The organism is Streptomyces sp. Inha503 (assembly GCF_047215865.1).
GTDB lineage: Bacteria > Actinomycetota > Actinomycetes > Streptomycetales > Streptomycetaceae > Streptomyces > Streptomyces lycopersici.
The window spans coordinates 9,228,757-9,243,555 of record NZ_CP178360.1; the positions used below are offsets into that span (position 1 = coordinate 9,228,757).

The following is a 14,799-nucleotide window of genomic DNA, read 5'->3' on the forward strand; positions in this document are numbered from 1 at the left end:
AGAGCACATGGCTACCGACACCCCGATGCAGCTCGGCATGGTCGGGCTCGGCCGGATGGGCGCGAACCTCGTGCGCCGGCTGATGCGCGACGGCCACCGCTGTGTGGTCTACGACGTCAGCGAAGGCGCCGTGCGGGAAATGGAGGGCGAGGGCGCCGTCGCCGCCCGCTCGCTCGGCGATCTGGTGGCGAAGCTGGAGCCGCCACGGGCCGTCTGGCTCATGCTGCCCGCCGCCGTCGTACAGCCCACCCTCGACCAGCTCACCGGGCTCCTCGACCCGGACGACGCCATCATCGACGGTGGCAACTCCTACTACCGCGACGACATCACCCGCGCGGCACGGCTCGCCCCGCACCGCATCCACTACCTGGACTGCGGAACCTCCGGCGGAGTCTGGGGACTTGAGCGCGGCTACTGCCTGATGATCGGCGGTGAGGACGGGCCCGTCGCCCGGCTCGACCCCATCTTCCGCACCATCGCGCCCGGCACCGGCTCCGCCGAGCCGACACCGAGCAGACACGGCGACGGGACGGCGCCGGAGGGCTATCTCCACTGCGGTCCGAACGGAGCCGGCCACTTCGTGAAGATGGTCCACAACGGGGTCGAGTACGGCATGATGGCCGCGATCGCCGAGGGGCTGAGCATCATCGACCACGCGGACGCCGGACTGCGCAAGCGCGCCGCCGACGCGGAGACCACCCCGCTGCGCGAGCCGGAGGCGTACCAGTACGAGATCGACGTCGGCGAGGTGGCCGAGGTGTGGCGCCGCGGCTCGGTCGTCGGTTCCTGGCTCGTCGACCTCACCGCCGACGCGCTGGCCCGGTCGCCGCGGCTGGATGAGTTCACCGGGCGGGTCTCGGACTCCGGCGAAGGGCGCTGGACGGTACGGGCCGCGATCGACGAGGGCGTGCCCGCCGCCGTGATCAGCACGGCGCTCACCGACCGCTTCCAGTCCCGCGGCCTCGGCGAGTTCGCCGACCGGGTGCTGTCCGCCATGCGCAGCGAGTTCGGCGGACACGCCGAGAAGAAGGCCGAGACCGAGAAGGGGAGCGGGCGATGACGGCACCGGACGACCATGTGATCGTGCTCTTCGGCGCCACCGGCGACCTCGCCAAGCGCAAACTGCTCCCCGGGCTGTACCACCTCGCCGCCGCGGGCCTCCTCCCCGACGGCTACCGCATCGTGGGCTCGGCCCCGGCCCGGTCCGCGATGAGCGACGACGCGTTCCGCGCCCACGCCCATGACGCGGTCGCCGCCTTCGGACGGTCCAAGCCGACCGGGCCGGTGTGGAAGTCCTTCGAGGAGTCGCTGTCCTTCGGCGCGGCCGGTCCCGAGGACCCCGGCCCGCTGCTCGCGGCCGTACGGGCGGCGGAGGACTCCCTCGGCGGGCCGTCCCACAGACTGTTCCACCTGGCCATTCCGCCCTCGGCGTTCGCGTCCACCATCGGCATGCTCGGCGACACGGACCTGGCCGAGAACGCGAAGGTGATCGTGGAGAAGCCCTTCGGCACCGATCTGGCGTCGGCGCGGGCGCTCAACGAGACGATCAACGCCGTCTTCGACGAATCCCGGGTCTTCCGCATCGATCACTTCCTCGGCAAGGAGTCGGTGGACAACGTCCTCGCCCTCCGGTTCGCCAACGGCATGTTCGAGCCCAACTGGAACCGGGATCACATCAGTTATGTGCAGATCGATGTCCCCGAGACGCTGGGCCTGGAGGGCCGTGCCCACTTCTACGAGGGCACCGGAGCCTTCCGGGACATGATCGTCACCCATCTGATCCAGGTGCTCGGCATCGTGGCGATGGAACCACCGGTCTCGCTCGCCGCCGAGCCGTTGCGCGACGAGAAGGACAAGGTCTTCGAGGCGCTGCGCCCCATCGCGCCCGGGGATGTCGTACGCGGCCAGTACGAGGGCTACCGCGACGAACCCGGTGTGGCCCCCGATTCGACGACCGAGACCTTCGCCGCGCTGCGGGTGGAGGTGGACAACTGGCGGTGGGCCGGGGTCCCGTTCCATCTGCGCTCCGGCAAGAACCTCGCACAGGGCCGCCAGGTGATCACCCTCGGACTGCGCGAGCCGCCCCTGCGGATGTTCCCGACCGACCTCGCCGACCAGGAGAGGAACCGGGCCAACAAGATCGTGATCGACTTCGGGGACCCCGGCTGGATCGCCGCCCGCTTCCTCACCAAGGAGCCCGGCCCCGCGATGCGGCTCGAACCGGCCACGATGGCCTTCGGGTACGCCGGGTCGTACTGCGAGGAGAACGGGCTCGAGGGCTATGAACGCCTCATCCTGGACGCCATGCTGGGCGACCAGTCGCTGTTCACCCGGGCACGCGGCATCGAACACATCTGGGCCGCGTCGACCCCCCTCCTGGAGAACCCCCCGCCGGTCCAGCCCTACGCCCCCGGCTCCTGGGGCCCAGAGCCGGCCGTCAGCGAACTGATCGCGCCCTACCCGTGGCATCTGCCGGACGCCGCCGAGATCCTGCCCGGGACCTTCGGCACGCCCGGCACGTCGGGCGCGTCCGGCACGCCCGGGACCGGCACATGAGGGTCAGATGCCGGAGACGGTCACTCCCCGCTCGGTGAGTGCCGTGTGCACGGGAACGGGCCGCCCGTGGTACGCCTCCCACGCCATGCCGTGGGGCAGCGCGGCCTTCGCCAGGGACGGCAGGTCGAGCAGCGGGCTCACGTCCTCGAGAGCCCTGCACTCGTGCAGGTGGACGTCGGTGAGGCCGGGCAGGCCGGACAGTGCGCCGATGTCCTTCAGTTCGGGCATCCACAGCCGCAGGACGCGGAGGTTCTCGTGACCGGCCAGAGGGGAGAGGTCCCGCCAGTCCACGCCCTTCAGATTGAGGTCGACGACTGGCCCAGCCGGTATGTCGGCCACCCGCGGGCAGTCCTCGATCACCAGTTTCCGCAGATCGGGGCAGTCCTCCAGGGTGCGTAGCGAGCCCAGGCCCGGCAGCTGGGAGAAGGTCAGGTCTTCCACCGGGGCACCGGCCAGGCCGCCGGGGTCCACGAGCACCGCGCAGTCCTCGACGCGGAGTTCGCGCAGCGCGGGCAGGTCGCCGAGGCCGTCGAGGCCGGTCAGCGAAGGGCAGTCCTGGATCTGATGCTCATGTAGTCCAGGCCGGAGACCCCCGCGAACGGCGAGAGATCGCGGAGTCGCGGGATGCCCCGCAGGTTGATCACGCCCAGTGACGGCAGCTGGTCGAGCGCGGAGAAGTCCCCAAGAGCGGGGCAGCCTTCGAGCAGGACCTGCACCAGACCGCGGACGGCTTCGAGTCCGCGCAGATCGGTGAGGTGCTCGGCCCGCGTGATGAACAGCCTCCTCAGCCCGGTCAGCGTGGACAGCGCGCTCAGGTCGGTCAGTTCGGCGCAGCCGTTGATACCGAGCCACTCCACGCCGGGGTGGGAGCCGAGCCCGCGGAGGGTCTTCAGGCGCGGGCAGTCGTCCAGGGTCAGGTCGGTCAGGGCGGGCAGCGCGTCGATGCCGGTCAGGTCCCGCAGGTGGCCGCAGCTGCGCAGGTCCAGGCGGGTCACCGCGGGGACGTCCCGCAGTCCGGTCAGGTCGCGGATCCCGGTCCAGCCGAGGTCGAGGTCGGTGAGCCGGGTCAGCCCGGACAGCCGCGAGGCGTCCTTGAAGGAGCGGCAGCCGCGCAGCGTCAGGGTCTCCAGCGCGGGGAACGCCGTACCGGACCCGTCGGCGGACCGTACCTTGGTCATGCTCAGGTCCAGCTCGCGCAGCCGCCCGAGCGTCAGCAGCGGCGCGATGTCCGACACCGCCCGGCAGCGGTGCAGGTTGAGCCAGGTCAGTTCGGTGAGGCGGCCGATCGGGGCCAGATCCTCGATGCCCGCGCAGCCGTTGAGGGTCGAGGTCGGTGAGGCAGGTGAGCTCGCCGACCTCGGTGAGGTCCGTGATCTCCTTGCAGCGGTCGATGTGCAGGGTGCGGAGCGTGGTGAGGTGGCGCAGGCCGGTCAGCGAGGTCATCCGGCGCAGGCGCAGCGAGGTGCACGCGCAGTTCGTCCAGTCGGTTGTCCGAGGTCATGGCACGGGACCTTATGGGCCGGGCCTGACAGCGGTACGGAGATGCGAGCAGGGGCGGCGATCCCCTGCCGGGAGCGGTGCGCGAGCGCACACCGGCGAGCGGATGTGCGGCGGGGGCGTCACGTTTCGCCGAAGGTGCGTCGGTAGGCGCCGGGTGTGGTGCCGAGGTGTGCCCTGAAGCGGCGGCGCAGGTTGACCGCCGAGGCGAGGCCGACCCGGGTGGCGATGGCTTCGACCGGCAGGTCGGTCCGCTCCAGCAGTACCCGGGCCGCGTTGACGCGCTGGGTGAGCAGCCACCGTCCCGGGCTGGTGCCGAGCTGTTCGGTGAACCGGCGGGCGAGCGTGCGGCTGGACAGCCCCGCGCGTTCGGCGAGGCGGTCGAGGGTCAGCCGGGTGCCGAGGTGCGCGGTGGCCCACTCCAGCACCGGGGCCAGGGATTCGTCCGCCTTGGCCGGTACGGGGGGCGTGGCGTACTGGAGCTGGCTGCCCTCGCGGTGCGGCGGCAGGACCATGTTCCGGGCGATCCGGGCGGCGTGGGCCGCGCCATGGTCCGTACGTACGAGGTGGAGGCACAGGTCGATGCCCGCGCCGCTGCCGGCGCTGGTCGCCACGTCGCCGTGGTCCACGAAGAGCACGTTGGTGTCCACCCGCACCTCGGGGAAGGCGGCGGCGAGCCGGGCCGTGCCGCGCCAGTGGGTGGTGGCGCGGCGGCCGTCGAGCAGTCCGGTCCGGGCGAGGACGAACGCGCCCGTGCAGATGGCGACGATCCTCGCCCCGCGCCCGTGGGCGGCCCGCAGCGCCTCGATGACGGCCGGCGACACCGCGGTCGTCCCCGGCTGCCGCCAGCCGGGGATGACCACGGTGTCCGCCTCCCGCACGGCCTCCAGCCCCGCGTCGACGAGCATCGAGTAGCCGACGGTGGTCCGCAGCGGGCCGGGTCGCTCGGCGCAGATCCGGAAGCTGTAGCGGGCCGGCACCTCGGGTACGTCCGCGCCGAAGACCTCGGCGGCGCAGGCGACCTCGAAGGGCGACTGCGGCTCGGTGAGCAGGGCCACTACCCGGTGGAGGCTCATGGCGAGAATGTACCCGTAGGCGTCTTTCCGGACTCTCGGCCGGGGAGACCGGCCCCGGTCACAGTGGTCCCATGAGTGACACCACCGAAACGGGAGTACTGAGGACAGCGGTCCAGGTGGACGGGGAGGCGGCCAGCTACCTGACCGTGGAGCGGGACGGCCCGCCCGTACTGCTGCTGCACGGCACGTACTGGAGCCGGGTCTGGCTGCCGGTGATGGCCCGTCTCGCCGACGCGGGGCTGCGGCCGCTCGCGGTCGACCTCCCCGGGCTGGGACGCTCCGGAGGCGAGCTCACCCCGGAGACGGCCACGGTCCCGGCCCTCGCGGACTGGGTGGCGCGATTCGCGTCCGCGGTGGGCATCCGTGGAGCGGTCCCCGTGGCGGGCCATGACATCGGCGGCGCCATCGCCCAGCATCTCCTCGTTCACGACCGGCTGGAGGTGTCCCGGCTGGCCCTGGTCAACTCGGTCACCTACGATTCCTGGCCGGCGCCCCACGTGGCCCGCTTCCGCCGTCCGGGCCCCACCGCGGAGGACGTCCTCGCCGCCCGCCGACAGGCGGTGACCGCGGCGCTGGCGGGCGCCGCCACCGAGGAGCGCGTCGCGGACTACCTGACCCCGTGGACCGACCCGCGGGTACGCCGCTCCTGGGCGGCCCTGGCGGCCGCGGCCGACAGCCGCCACACCCTCGACCTGGTACCCGCGCTGCGTCGATCGGCGACGCCCAAGCTGCTGCTCTGGGGCGAGGACGACGGCCACGAGAAGGTGGCGTACGCCGAGCGGTTCGCCGCGGAGATGCCGCACACCACGCTCGTACGCATCCCCGACGCGGACCACATCCCCATGGAGAACGCGCCCGGCACCATCGCCCGCGCGCTGAGCGGCTTCTTCGCCACGTAGCCAGGTGCGTCCCCCGCTGGTTCGCGAGCGGCCACCCGCGGGGCTACGGTGAGAAGGGGTTTCGCTGACACCCGGAGGGGCTTGCCTAACGCCCGGAGGGGGCTCGCGGACACCCGGAGCGACATTGTGCGTGCCATCGTGATCGAGAAGTTCGGCGGACCGGAAAGCCTCGTCTACACGGAGCTGCCCGAGCCCGAGCCGAAGGCCGGACACGTCGTCATCGACATCAGGGCGTTCGGCCTCAACCACGCCGAGATGCATATGCGCAGGGGCGAGTGGGCGGAGGCCGCGAAGGTCAGCGGTATCGAGTGCGTCGGGCTGGTGAGGGCGTGCCCCGGCGGTGAGTTCCCCGTCGGTACGAAGGTCGCCGCGCTGATGGGCGGCCTCGGGCGCACCATCAACGGCAGCTATGCCGAGTACACCCGGGCGCCCGCGTCGAACGTCGCCACCATCGAATCCGACCTGCCGTGGGCCGAGTTGGCCGTCGTCCCGGAAACCTACGCGACCGCCTGGACCTGCCTGTTCCGCAATCTGGAGATCGCCCCCGGCGAAACCCTCGTCATTCGGGGCGCCACCTCGGCCTTCGGACAGGCCGCCATCAACCTCGCGGTGAACGCCGGCGCACACGTCATCGGCACCTCCCGCAACCGGGAGCGATTCGCCATGCTGGATCAACTCGGCGTGGAGCGTACCGAGTTGGAGGGCCCGGACCTCTCCGGGCGGATCCCCGAGGCCAAGCGCGTCGACGCGGTGCTCGACCTGGTGGGCAACAGCACCATCCTCGATTCCCTCGCCATGCTGCGCCGAGGCGGCCGCGCCTGCCTGGCGGGCTGGCTCGGCGGTCTCGATCCGATCGGGGACTTCAACCCCCTGTTGCAGATGGCAAGCGGCGTCTGTCTCACCTTCTTCGGGAGCTTCGTCTTCGGGACGCCCGGCTTCCCGCTGTCCGATGTGCCGCTCCAGACCATCGCGGAGCAGGTGGCGGCGGGCCGCCTCCGGGCGAAGCCCTCGCGGGTGTTCCGTTTCGAGGACATCCACGAGGCACATCGGGTGATGGAGGCGGGCGAGGCCAAGGGCAAGATGGTGGTCGTCCTGGATTGAGCGGGGTCCGCCTCGGCGAGGTCCGTGTCTGCGGGGTCCGTGTCTGCGGGGTCCGTGTCTGCGGGGTCCGTGTCCGCGGGGCCCGCTTCCGCGGGGTCCGCGACAGGGCCTGGGCCCGCCGGCCGAAACACGTGGTCCGCTACGCCGCGATGACGGCCGCCGTGGTGCGGCCACCATCGACGTCCAGCACGATGCCGTGCACGAACGCGGCCTCGTCGCCCGCGAGATAGACCGCCGCGTGCGCGATGGCCTCCGGACTGCCGACGCCTCCGGCCGGAGTGCCGTTCATCATGGCCTCGCCCGGGTGCGCCTCACCGGGTACGGGCGTGTGGACCACCCCGGGAGAGATCGCGTTCACCCGCACACCGCGCGGGCCGAACTCGGCGGCCCAGGCCCGCGTCAGGGTCTCCATCGCACCCTTGCTGGAGCTGTAGAGCGCGCCGATGGGAATGCCCAGCCGGGCGATCCACGACCCCAGGTTGATGATCGCCCCGCCGCCGGCCTCGGCCATCGCCGGAGCGATCGCGGCGGTCAGGAAGAACGGCGCCTTCACATTCACCGCGTAGACCTGGTCGAAGGACTTCCCATCGGTGTCCGCGGTGCTGTCGCCGGGGTAGATCCCGGCGTTGTTGACCAGGACGTCGATGCCTCCGCCCAGCACGGACCCCGCCTCCTCGGCCAGGGCGCGGGAGGCCTCCGCGCTTCCGTCCAGATCCGCCCGTACGAAGTCGGCCCGGCCGCCCCGCGCGCGGATGGCGTCGACCACCTCCGTACCCCGCTCGGCGCTGCGGCCGGACACCACCACATGCGCGCCCTCGGCCGCGAACCGCTCCGCGATCGCCCGCCCGATGTTGCTGGTCGCACCGGTCACCAGCGCCCTCTTGCCCGTCAGTCGTCCACTCATCACGCACTCCCGCACGCTCGTTCACCGCACCATGGATGCCCCGCGGGTCCGCCGGGGCCATGCCACTGTGCGAAGAAAAAAATGGACTTGCAAGTCCAGAATTGGCGACCGCTCAAAGCGCCGCGGCGCGCCGCGGATCCCCGATGTCCTGATCGAGCAGATGGAGGATCAGCGAACCAGCGGACACTCCTCACCCTGCTCCGCATGGCGCTTGACCACCTGATCGGACCTGATCGGCCTCGTGGTGCGCGACCGCCAGCAGCGCGCCCTCGATGATCCGCTTCCGGGTGGCCTTCCCCTTCGCCGTCAGCTCCTTGCGCATGGCGTCCCCTCGACTGGACTGACTGGTCCAGCCTATTGCGCCTCGGGTGCCGGCCAGAGCGCCCGGGCGGCCTCGGGCAGGCCGCCGACCGCGTCCGGGCCGAGCGTGGCGAGCTGGAGGATATAGCCGGGCACGGTGGAGGTGATCAGTTGGGCGAGTGAGTCCGTCGCGGCGTCCGGCGGCAGATGGCCGAAGCCCTGATGCTCCCGCACGATGGCGGCGAGGTCGGCCGTCGCCTCGGTGAGCGCGGTCCTGAGCCGCTCGGCGAGCGTCGGATTGCGCAGGGATTCGGACCAGGTCAGCAGCGCGATGGCGGCGAAGCCGTTCTCCGTGTGCTTCGCGCTGATGACCTCGAAGAGATCGGCGATCGCCTGGCCGACCCCGGCGGCGGGCCTGCGCTCGGCCTGGCGGCGGGCCTCGTGCACCACCTCGGCCAGGTTCTCCTCGGCGATCGCGACGATCATGTCCTGCTTGCTGGAGAAATACCGGTAGACCGACCCCGAGGACACCCTGGCCTCGGCGAGCAGATCCTGCATCGACGTCTCATGGAAGCCGTCCCGGACGAAGCAGCGCCTCGCCGCGGTCAGGATCTCCGCTCTGCGGGTGTCGAGGTACTCCTGGCTGACCTTCGGCATGACGTCAGGCTACGTCAAAAGTGATCGATCGTTCGTCTTCTTCTTGACGGCGGGTGGCAGGCGAGGGCAAGGTGGAAATAAGAGAACGGTCATTCGTTTTTTTGGACGGGCTGTACGCGCACGCCCGTCTGGGGACGCGGGCCGGGCTGCGGCCGGATCAGGTGGCCACGCTGTGCGCGGGCGGCCGCCCGTCCGGTCTCACCGAGGAGGAGGGCTCGCGGCCGACGTCGCGACCGCTCTGACCGGGCCAGGCCCCCTGCCGGGGCCGCTGTACGACACGGCCGTCAGGACGCTGGGGCAGGAAGCCCTCGATGCGATCGTCTTCGTGATCGTCCACTACCTGGCCCTGGGAGTCGTCCTCAACGCGTACGACGTGCAGGCGGGGAGCCCGGCTCCGGCGCGGAAGTAGCCTCGCAAGGAGGAGAAGACCCATGTTCGAGGATCCCGAGGACTTCGGGACGTTCGGCCGCTACCTGATCGTCACGAACGTCGTCACCGGCCATTGGCGCTCGGCCTACGCCGCCTATGAGCACGAGAAGATCGGCGTGGCGCTGGGCGGTCTCGACCCGCGGAGGGTGGTGCCTTCGACGTGCCGTCGAACGCGGTCGGCCTGGACCAGTGAGACGCCGAGGAAGGACAACCATGGAAACCGCGACCCTGCGAACCGTCGCCGAATTCCCCGAGCACTCCTTCCTGGAGAACCTCGCGGTGCGAAGCGACAACTCGATCGTCGTGACATCGCTCAACCACAAGCAGCTGTGGCTGATCCCGGCCTCCGGTACGACGGACACCCCGGTCGAACCGGTCCTCCTGCACACCTACGATCATCTCGTCTCGGCGGTCGTGGAGACCGAGCCGGATGTGTTCCATGTGGCCCTCAGCGACGGCTACACCACACACGCGTCGTACCTGAGCCGGGTCGATCTGCGTGGCCGGCCACCCGGCGCCGCTCCCGCGATCGAGACGGTCCTCACCTTCGACTCCCGGGTGCGGGCCCTGAACGGGGGCTGTCTGATCGCCCCGGGCGTCCTGCTGCTGGCCGACTGCTTCGGCGGTTTCGTCTGGCGCGTCGGCCTCTCCGCCACCGGCGGCCCGGCGACCGCCGATGTCTGGCTCGCCCACCCGAGCATGGAGCACGACCCGCTCAGCACCATGAGGCCGCCCCAGCCGGGTATCAACGGTGTGCGCTACGCGGAGCGGACCCACCACCTCTACTACACCTCCACGGCGCAGCGGTTGTTCATGCGGGTGCCGGTCGATCCCGTCACCCTCGATCCGGCCGGAGCACCGGAGCATGTCGGTGGTGGCACGATGGCCGACGACTTCTGCATCGACGAGGACGCGGGTGTCGCCTACGTCACCACGCACCGTCAGAACACCCTCGACCGCGTGCTGCTGGACGGGCCGCCGGACCAGCCCCGGGACATCGTCCTCGGCGACCCCCTGGACCTGCGGCTCCTGGGGCCGTCGAGCATCGCCTGGGGCCGCGGCCGAGGTGAGTACGGACGCGTGGCCTACCTGATCACCGACGGTGGGACCACCGCACCGCCTCCGGACGGCCGCGCCCGCCGCTCGAAGGTCCTGCGCATGGAACTACCTCGCCAGTTACTCCAGCCGTAGATGTGATCTGCATGGCAGCTTGACGGTGGTGGTGGCAGCTGCGGGCTCGGGCCTGGTGGCATCGGCGCCAGACGCTGTCCTGCCGGGTGCGCACCCGGCAGGACAGCGTCTGGCGCCGACCCATGTCGATGGCGGTGGCCACCGCGGCACTGACCAGAACGGCTGCTGCCCTGGTGAACTCCCTCAAGCACGTCACCCGCCGCGAGGTCGTCAGCCTGGACCGTCACCCGAGGGCATCGGCCAGCTCGGCGGCTTCCTGCCGCAGGGCCTGCACCACCGTCTTCGCCGACGCGGTGGCGGGGCTCGGCGCGTGGACGAGGCTGACACGGCGCCACTCCTCCGCCACGCCCTCGACGGCGACGAGACGCACACCGGGCGGGACGGCGGGAAGCAGCGCCGGCGGGGCCGTGGTGATGCCCGCCCCGGCCGCCACCAGGTGCAGCTTCGTCAGCCAGTCGCGGACGGTGTGGCGCACCCGGGGCCGTCCCGGCAGTCCCGGCCAGACGCCGAGCAGCGGCTCCTGCGCGGCGGCCGGGCTGGCGATCCACGGCTCGTTCGCGAGTTCCTCGGCCGTGACACTGTCGCGCCCGGCGAACCGGCCGCTCGCGGCCACCGCCACGGCCAGCCGGGTCTCGAACAGCGGCTCCACACGCAGCGGCGGGGTGTCGGTGTCGGGGGAGCGGTGGGGCGGCCTGGAGGACAGCAGGGCGACGTCGAGCGTGCCGGTGCGCAGCGCCCGTACCAGCGAAGGGGTGGTGCCCTCCCGTGTGCTCACCCGGATCCGGGGGTGCTCCCGGCGCAGGGCCGCCAGCGCACGGGACACGATCACCGTTCCGGCGGTGGGGAAGAACCCGAGCCGGACCGGGCCGTCCTCCGCCTCGCCCCCGCGCAACTCCCGGTCGGCGGCGTCGAGCGCGTCCAGCGCGACCACGGCGTGCCGCAGCAGGGCGCGTCCCTCGGTGGTCAGCCGCACACCGCCCGGGTGGCGGTCGAAGAGCCGGGCTCCGGCCGCCTGCTCCAGCGCGGCCACCTGCCGGGAGACGGCCGACTGGGTGTACCCGAGCGCCTCCGCCGCGGCGGTGATCGTGCCCCGCTCCGCCACCTCGCGCAGCACCCGCAGCCCGATCAGGGTCATGTCCATGAGCGCACGTCCATGCGCGTGTCATCCGTAGGTGTGTCATCCATGGGTGTGTCATCCATGCGCGTGCAGCATACCGGCCATGCGGGACATTCGTTGGCGGCATGTCGTGGCCGTTCCTAGCGTGGTGAGCACACCACAGCAGAACGGAAACGACACACCATGCCCCTGGTCAACATCTACCTCCGCGAGGGCACCACCCCGGAGTACCGCCGGAATGTCTCGCTGGGCATCCACCGGTCCATGGTGGACGTCCTGAAGGTCCCGCAGGACGACCAGTTCCACCTCATCCATGAACTCAAGCCCGAGAACGTCCAGACGCAGCCGGTGTTCTTCGGCATCCGCCGCGGCGACCGCACGATGTTCATCCAGCTCTTCTTCAACGACCGTGACCCCCAGCAGAAGGCCGAGCTGTTCGAGGCCATCCGCAGCAACCTCCGGCTGTACGCGGACGTCCCCGAGGAGGACATCCTCCTGTGCGTGGTCGAGACGAACAGCGAGAACTGGTGGGCGGCCGGGCGGACCGTCGACCCCCGGACGGGCTTCGACGAGCGCATGGACATCGATTGACCATCGACGGGAATCGACGGTGGCTTTTCCCCCACCCGCCCCTCCCCACAACCGGGGCTCCGCCCCGGCCCCCGGTCCTCAATCGCCGGACGGGCTGGATTGTGGCAACCCGGTTCTTCGGGCTGGGCTTGGGTGGTTGGTCGCCGGGTGGGTTGGAGTGCCGCAGTCCGGTTCTCCGTGCTGGGCTTGGGTGGTTGGTCGCCGGGTGGGTTGGAGTGCCGCAGTCCGGTTCTCCGTGCTGGGCTTGGGTGGTTGGTCGCCGGGTGGGTTGGAGTGCCGCAGCCTGGTTCTCCGTGCTGGGCTTGGGTGGTTGGTCGCCGGATGGGTTGGAGTGCCGCAACCTGGTTCTTCGGGCTGGGCTTGGGGTGGTTAGTTGCCGCATGGGTTGGAGGCCGCAGCTCGGTTCTCGGTGCCGGGCCTGGGTCCTCAATCGCCGGATGGGGCGGATTGCCGCGGCCAGGTGCTCCGTCCCGGGCCCGGGTCCTCAATCGTCGACGGTCTGAACGGCCACAACTCGGGGACCACCCCGGGCCTTGGCCCGGAGGCGTCGGGCGGGCTGGGTTGCCGCATCCTGGAGCCAGGTCCCAGGTCCCAGGCCCCGGCCCCGGGCTTCTTGTTCGGGACGGGGTGGATATCCAGCCCGTCCGGCGATTGAGGACACGCCCGGAGGGCGTTCGGGGGCAGGGGGCGGAGTCCCCTGGTTCGGGGAGGGGCGGGTAGGGGAAACTCCGCGTCTTCCGGGCGCCGCTTTGGGGATCCGTACACCACGCCCCCACAGGACTTGGCACCGTAGGACCATGACGAGCATTGATCCGGACACACCGCCCACGGACACCCCCGAAACCTCCGGCGCGCCGCCGCGCCGCATACCCGTGGCGCAGGCCATGCGGGGCGCCGCCCGGCAGTTGGGGGAGTTGTTGGGCACCGCGCCGGAGGCGGTTTCCGCGATGCAGCCGACGCCGGACGGATGGGTGGCCGATGTGGAGGTCGTGGAGCTGGTGCGGGTGCCGGAGACCATGACCATCATGGCCACCTACCGTGTGACCCTCGACTCACAGGGGCAGCTCCTCGGCTATGAGCGGCAACACCGTTACGCCCGCGGCCAGCTCGACCGCGGACGTTAGACACCGGACCCCGACCAGGCACGGCCGCCCTTTTGCCGGGTTTCCTCCCACGGCCCCGCGCCGCTGACATCCGCGGCGCGGGGCCGTGCCATGCCCGCGCGCCCATCTGTCACGCGCGTCGACATCGGTGAACGCCACCGCCACCGCACCCGTATCAGACGCGGACAGGCGACCGAGCGCGACCGAGAGGAAGCACACGTGACCGTGATGACGCAGACCGGCGGGCTGCCTGCCACCGCATCGACCGGTACCGGTTCAGGGACCGGAAGCCTCTTCGACATCCTTGAACTCATCCTGGACCGTGGCCTCGTCATCGACGTGTTCATCCGGGTCTCCCTCGTCGGCATCGAGATCTTGAAGGTCGACATCCGGATCGTGATCGCCAGCGTGGACACGTATCTGCGCTTCGCCGAGGCGTGCAACCGCCTCGACCTGGAATCGGGCCGCAAGGCCCCGGACAAGCTGAGCGACATCGTCGGCAACATCGTCGAGGGCGGCGCCCGGGGCAAGACCGAGGGGGCGATCAGCGGGGCCCTCGGGGCCATCAGCGATGTCTTCGACCGCGACGACGAGGACAAGTGACCATGTCGAACACATCCCCGTCCCCGGCTCCGTCCCCGTCCTCGGCTCCGGCTTCGTCCCTCTACATTTACGCGATCACCGGGTCCGATCATCCGCTGCGGCTGGACGGACTGCGGGCCGTGGGTGGCGTGTCCGGCGCCCTGCGCGCGGTCACCGGCGGGCCGCTGGCCTGCGTGGTGAGCCCGGCGCCGCCGGAACTGCGCCCCAAGCGCCGTGATCTCGCCGCCCACCAGGAGGTCCAGGAGCGGCTGATGGCGGACGGCGCGGTGCTGCCGATGCGGTTCGGCATGCTGGCGCCCGACGACACCGCGGTGGTGGCGGCGCTGGACGGCAAGCGTGCCGAATACGTCCACAGACTCGGGGAGTTGCACGCCACCGCGGAGTTCAACCTGAAGGCGGCCCGTTCGCAGGACGATCTGCTGCGGGAGGTGCTCACCGAGTCCGACGACGCCCGTCGCCTCAACGAGCGCACCCGCGACGGCGGTGGCACCTATGCGGACCGGGTGGCCCTCGGCGAACTGGTCGCACGTCAACTGGACGTGCGACGGGGTCGGTTGGCGGACCAGGTCGTCGGGCGGCTGTCGGAGATGGCCCGCGGCAAGGTGGTGGCGTCCCCGGCCGGAGAGGACTTCCTCAACGCCTCGTTCCTGGTGGAGCGGGGGCGCGCCGAGGAGTTCTCCCGGGCCGCGCGGCAGCTCGCGCAGGGCTACGGAGCGGGCTACGAATTCCGGCTGCGCGGCCCCTTGCCGCCGTACAGCTTCGTGGCCTGAGGGCG

Annotated in this window: 17 protein-coding genes; 10 read left to right on the forward strand and 7 right to left on the reverse strand. The window is 71.1% G+C overall.

What is annotated here, in order from left to right; all coding sequences use genetic code 11:
• The first annotated feature begins 7 nt into the window (after positions 1 to 7).
• Both gnd and zwf read left to right on the forward strand, forming a co-directional pair.
• Positions 8 to 1,060, forward strand: a complete 1,053-nt coding sequence (gene gnd, locus ACJX2R_RS39120; RefSeq protein WP_413103940.1) for a phosphogluconate dehydrogenase (NAD(+)-dependent, decarboxylating) — start codon at positions 8 to 10, stop codon at positions 1,058 to 1,060.
• Positions 1,057 to 2,556: a glucose-6-phosphate dehydrogenase gene (zwf, locus tag ACJX2R_RS39125; protein ID WP_413103941.1), complete on the forward strand. Its 1,500-nt coding sequence runs from the start codon at positions 1,057 to 1,059 to the stop codon at positions 2,554 to 2,556. Before gnd ends, zwf begins: the two co-directional genes overlap by 4 nt.
• A gap of 3 nt (positions 2,557 to 2,559) precedes the next feature.
• On the opposite strand, the gene ACJX2R_RS39130 is transcribed toward zwf, so the two are convergent.
• The 3 genes from ACJX2R_RS39130 to ACJX2R_RS39140 all read right to left on the reverse strand — a co-directional run bounded on the left by ACJX2R_RS39130 (position 2,560) and on the right by ACJX2R_RS39140 (position 5,129).
• A complete protein-coding gene (locus tag ACJX2R_RS39130; protein WP_413103942.1) occupies positions 2,560 to 3,033 on the reverse strand; it encodes a leucine-rich repeat domain-containing protein in 474 nt (157 codons plus the stop codon).
• A 62-nt stretch (positions 3,034 to 3,095) separates the two neighbouring features.
• Positions 3,096 to 3,791, reverse strand: a complete 696-nt coding sequence (locus tag ACJX2R_RS39135) for a hypothetical protein (protein WP_413103943.1) — start codon at positions 3,789 to 3,791, stop codon at positions 3,096 to 3,098.
• 384 nt (positions 3,792 to 4,175) lie between these two features.
• The gene (locus ACJX2R_RS39140) at positions 4,176 to 5,129 is read right to left on the reverse strand and encodes a helix-turn-helix domain-containing protein (RefSeq protein WP_413103944.1); all 954 of its coding nucleotides are present in this window, start codon (positions 5,127 to 5,129) and stop codon (positions 4,176 to 4,178) included.
• A 71-nt stretch (positions 5,130 to 5,200) separates the two neighbouring features.
• Between ACJX2R_RS39140 and ACJX2R_RS39145 the strand changes: the two genes are divergently transcribed.
• Both ACJX2R_RS39145 and ACJX2R_RS39150 read left to right on the forward strand, forming a co-directional pair.
• Entirely contained in the window at positions 5,201 to 6,028 is an 828-nt protein-coding gene (locus ACJX2R_RS39145; RefSeq protein WP_413103945.1) for an alpha/beta fold hydrolase, read from the forward strand.
• A 126-nt stretch (positions 6,029 to 6,154) separates the two neighbouring features.
• On the forward strand, positions 6,155 to 7,129 hold the full coding sequence (locus ACJX2R_RS39150; RefSeq protein WP_413103946.1) for a zinc-binding alcohol dehydrogenase family protein: 975 nt from the start codon (positions 6,155 to 6,157) through the stop codon (positions 7,127 to 7,129).
• 139 nt (positions 7,130 to 7,268) lie between these two features.
• Here ACJX2R_RS39150 and ACJX2R_RS39155 read toward each other — a convergent pair whose 3' ends face one another.
• The 3 genes from ACJX2R_RS39155 to ACJX2R_RS39165 form a co-directional block, all read right to left on the reverse strand.
• A complete protein-coding gene (locus ACJX2R_RS39155; RefSeq protein WP_413103947.1) occupies positions 7,269 to 8,033 on the reverse strand; it encodes an SDR family NAD(P)-dependent oxidoreductase in 765 nt (254 codons plus the stop codon).
• 190 nt (positions 8,034 to 8,223) lie between these two features.
• Positions 8,224 to 8,355, reverse strand: a complete 132-nt coding sequence (locus ACJX2R_RS39160; protein WP_413103948.1) for a hypothetical protein — start codon at positions 8,353 to 8,355, stop codon at positions 8,224 to 8,226.
• Between the two features lie 32 nt (positions 8,356 to 8,387).
• The gene (locus ACJX2R_RS39165; RefSeq protein WP_413103949.1) at positions 8,388 to 8,990 is read right to left on the reverse strand and encodes a TetR/AcrR family transcriptional regulator; all 603 of its coding nucleotides are present in this window, start codon (positions 8,988 to 8,990) and stop codon (positions 8,388 to 8,390) included.
• Positions 8,991 to 9,162: 172 nt separating this feature from the next.
• Between ACJX2R_RS39165 and ACJX2R_RS39170 the strand changes: the two genes are divergently transcribed.
• Positions 9,163 to 9,399, forward strand: coding sequence for a hypothetical protein (locus ACJX2R_RS39170; RefSeq protein WP_413103950.1), 237 nt, complete (start codon positions 9,163 to 9,165; stop codon positions 9,397 to 9,399).
• Positions 9,400 to 9,632: 233 nt separating this feature from the next.
• Complete coding sequence (locus tag ACJX2R_RS39175) at positions 9,633 to 10,610, forward strand: hypothetical protein (RefSeq protein WP_413103951.1); 978 nt, start codon at positions 9,633 to 9,635, stop codon at positions 10,608 to 10,610.
• A gap of 223 nt (positions 10,611 to 10,833) precedes the next feature.
• Here ACJX2R_RS39175 and ACJX2R_RS39180 read toward each other — a convergent pair whose 3' ends face one another.
• The gene (locus tag ACJX2R_RS39180) at positions 10,834 to 11,751 is read right to left on the reverse strand and encodes a LysR family transcriptional regulator (RefSeq protein WP_413103952.1); all 918 of its coding nucleotides are present in this window, start codon (positions 11,749 to 11,751) and stop codon (positions 10,834 to 10,836) included.
• A 159-nt stretch (positions 11,752 to 11,910) separates the two neighbouring features.
• Here ACJX2R_RS39180 and ACJX2R_RS39185 point away from each other — a divergent pair, with 159 nt between their 5' ends.
• The 4 genes from ACJX2R_RS39185 (at position 11,911) to ACJX2R_RS39200 (ending at position 14,794) form a co-directional block, all read left to right on the forward strand.
• The gene (locus tag ACJX2R_RS39185; RefSeq protein ID WP_413103953.1) at positions 11,911 to 12,318 is read left to right on the forward strand and encodes a tautomerase family protein; all 408 of its coding nucleotides are present in this window, start codon (positions 11,911 to 11,913) and stop codon (positions 12,316 to 12,318) included.
• A gap of 797 nt (positions 12,319 to 13,115) precedes the next feature.
• Positions 13,116 to 13,442: a gas vesicle protein gene (locus ACJX2R_RS39190; protein ID WP_413103954.1), complete on the forward strand. Its 327-nt coding sequence runs from the start codon at positions 13,116 to 13,118 to the stop codon at positions 13,440 to 13,442.
• Positions 13,443 to 13,649: 207 nt separating this feature from the next.
• Entirely contained in the window at positions 13,650 to 14,024 is a 375-nt protein-coding gene (gene gvpJ, locus ACJX2R_RS39195) for a gas vesicle protein GvpJ (protein ID WP_413106058.1), read from the forward strand.
• Between the two features lie 2 nt (positions 14,025 to 14,026).
• Positions 14,027 to 14,794 carry a GvpL/GvpF family gas vesicle protein gene (locus ACJX2R_RS39200; RefSeq protein ID WP_413103955.1) on the forward strand — a complete coding sequence of 256 codons (768 nt, stop codon included), beginning with the start codon at positions 14,027 to 14,029 and terminating at the stop codon, positions 14,792 to 14,794.
• Positions 14,795 to 14,799 lie beyond the last annotated feature (5 nt).

Bases quoted from the DNA above. Each gene is read 5' to 3' on its own strand.
- gnd (WP_413103940.1), top strand. From the start codon at position 8: ATGGCTACCGACACCCCGATGCAGCTCGGCATGGTCGGGCTCGGCCGG.
- zwf (WP_413103941.1), top strand. From the start codon at position 1,057: ATGACGGCACCGGACGACCATGTGATCGTGCTCTTCGGCGCCACCGGC.
- ACJX2R_RS39140 (WP_413103944.1), bottom strand. From the start codon at position 5,129: ATGAGCCTCCACCGGGTAGTGGCCCTGCTCACCGAGCCGCAGTCGCCC.
- ACJX2R_RS39145 (WP_413103945.1), top strand. From the start codon at position 5,201: ATGAGTGACACCACCGAAACGGGAGTACTGAGGACAGCGGTCCAGGTG.
- ACJX2R_RS39155 (WP_413103947.1), bottom strand. From the start codon at position 8,033: ATGAGTGGACGACTGACGGGCAAGAGGGCGCTGGTGACCGGTGCGACC.
- ACJX2R_RS39160 (WP_413103948.1), bottom strand. From the start codon at position 8,355: ATGCGCAAGGAGCTGACGGCGAAGGGGAAGGCCACCCGGAAGCGGATC.
- ACJX2R_RS39165 (WP_413103949.1), bottom strand. From the start codon at position 8,990: ATGCCGAAGGTCAGCCAGGAGTACCTCGACACCCGCAGAGCGGAGATC.
- ACJX2R_RS39175 (WP_413103951.1), top strand. From the start codon at position 9,633: ATGGAAACCGCGACCCTGCGAACCGTCGCCGAATTCCCCGAGCACTCC.
- ACJX2R_RS39180 (WP_413103952.1), bottom strand. From the start codon at position 11,751: ATGGACATGACCCTGATCGGGCTGCGGGTGCTGCGCGAGGTGGCGGAG.
- ACJX2R_RS39185 (WP_413103953.1), top strand. From the start codon at position 11,911: ATGCCCCTGGTCAACATCTACCTCCGCGAGGGCACCACCCCGGAGTAC.
- ACJX2R_RS39190 (WP_413103954.1), top strand. From the start codon at position 13,116: ATGACGAGCATTGATCCGGACACACCGCCCACGGACACCCCCGAAACC.
- gvpJ (WP_413106058.1), top strand. From the start codon at position 13,650: ATGACGCAGACCGGCGGGCTGCCTGCCACCGCATCGACCGGTACCGGT.
- ACJX2R_RS39200 (WP_413103955.1), top strand. From the start codon at position 14,027: ATGTCGAACACATCCCCGTCCCCGGCTCCGTCCCCGTCCTCGGCTCCG.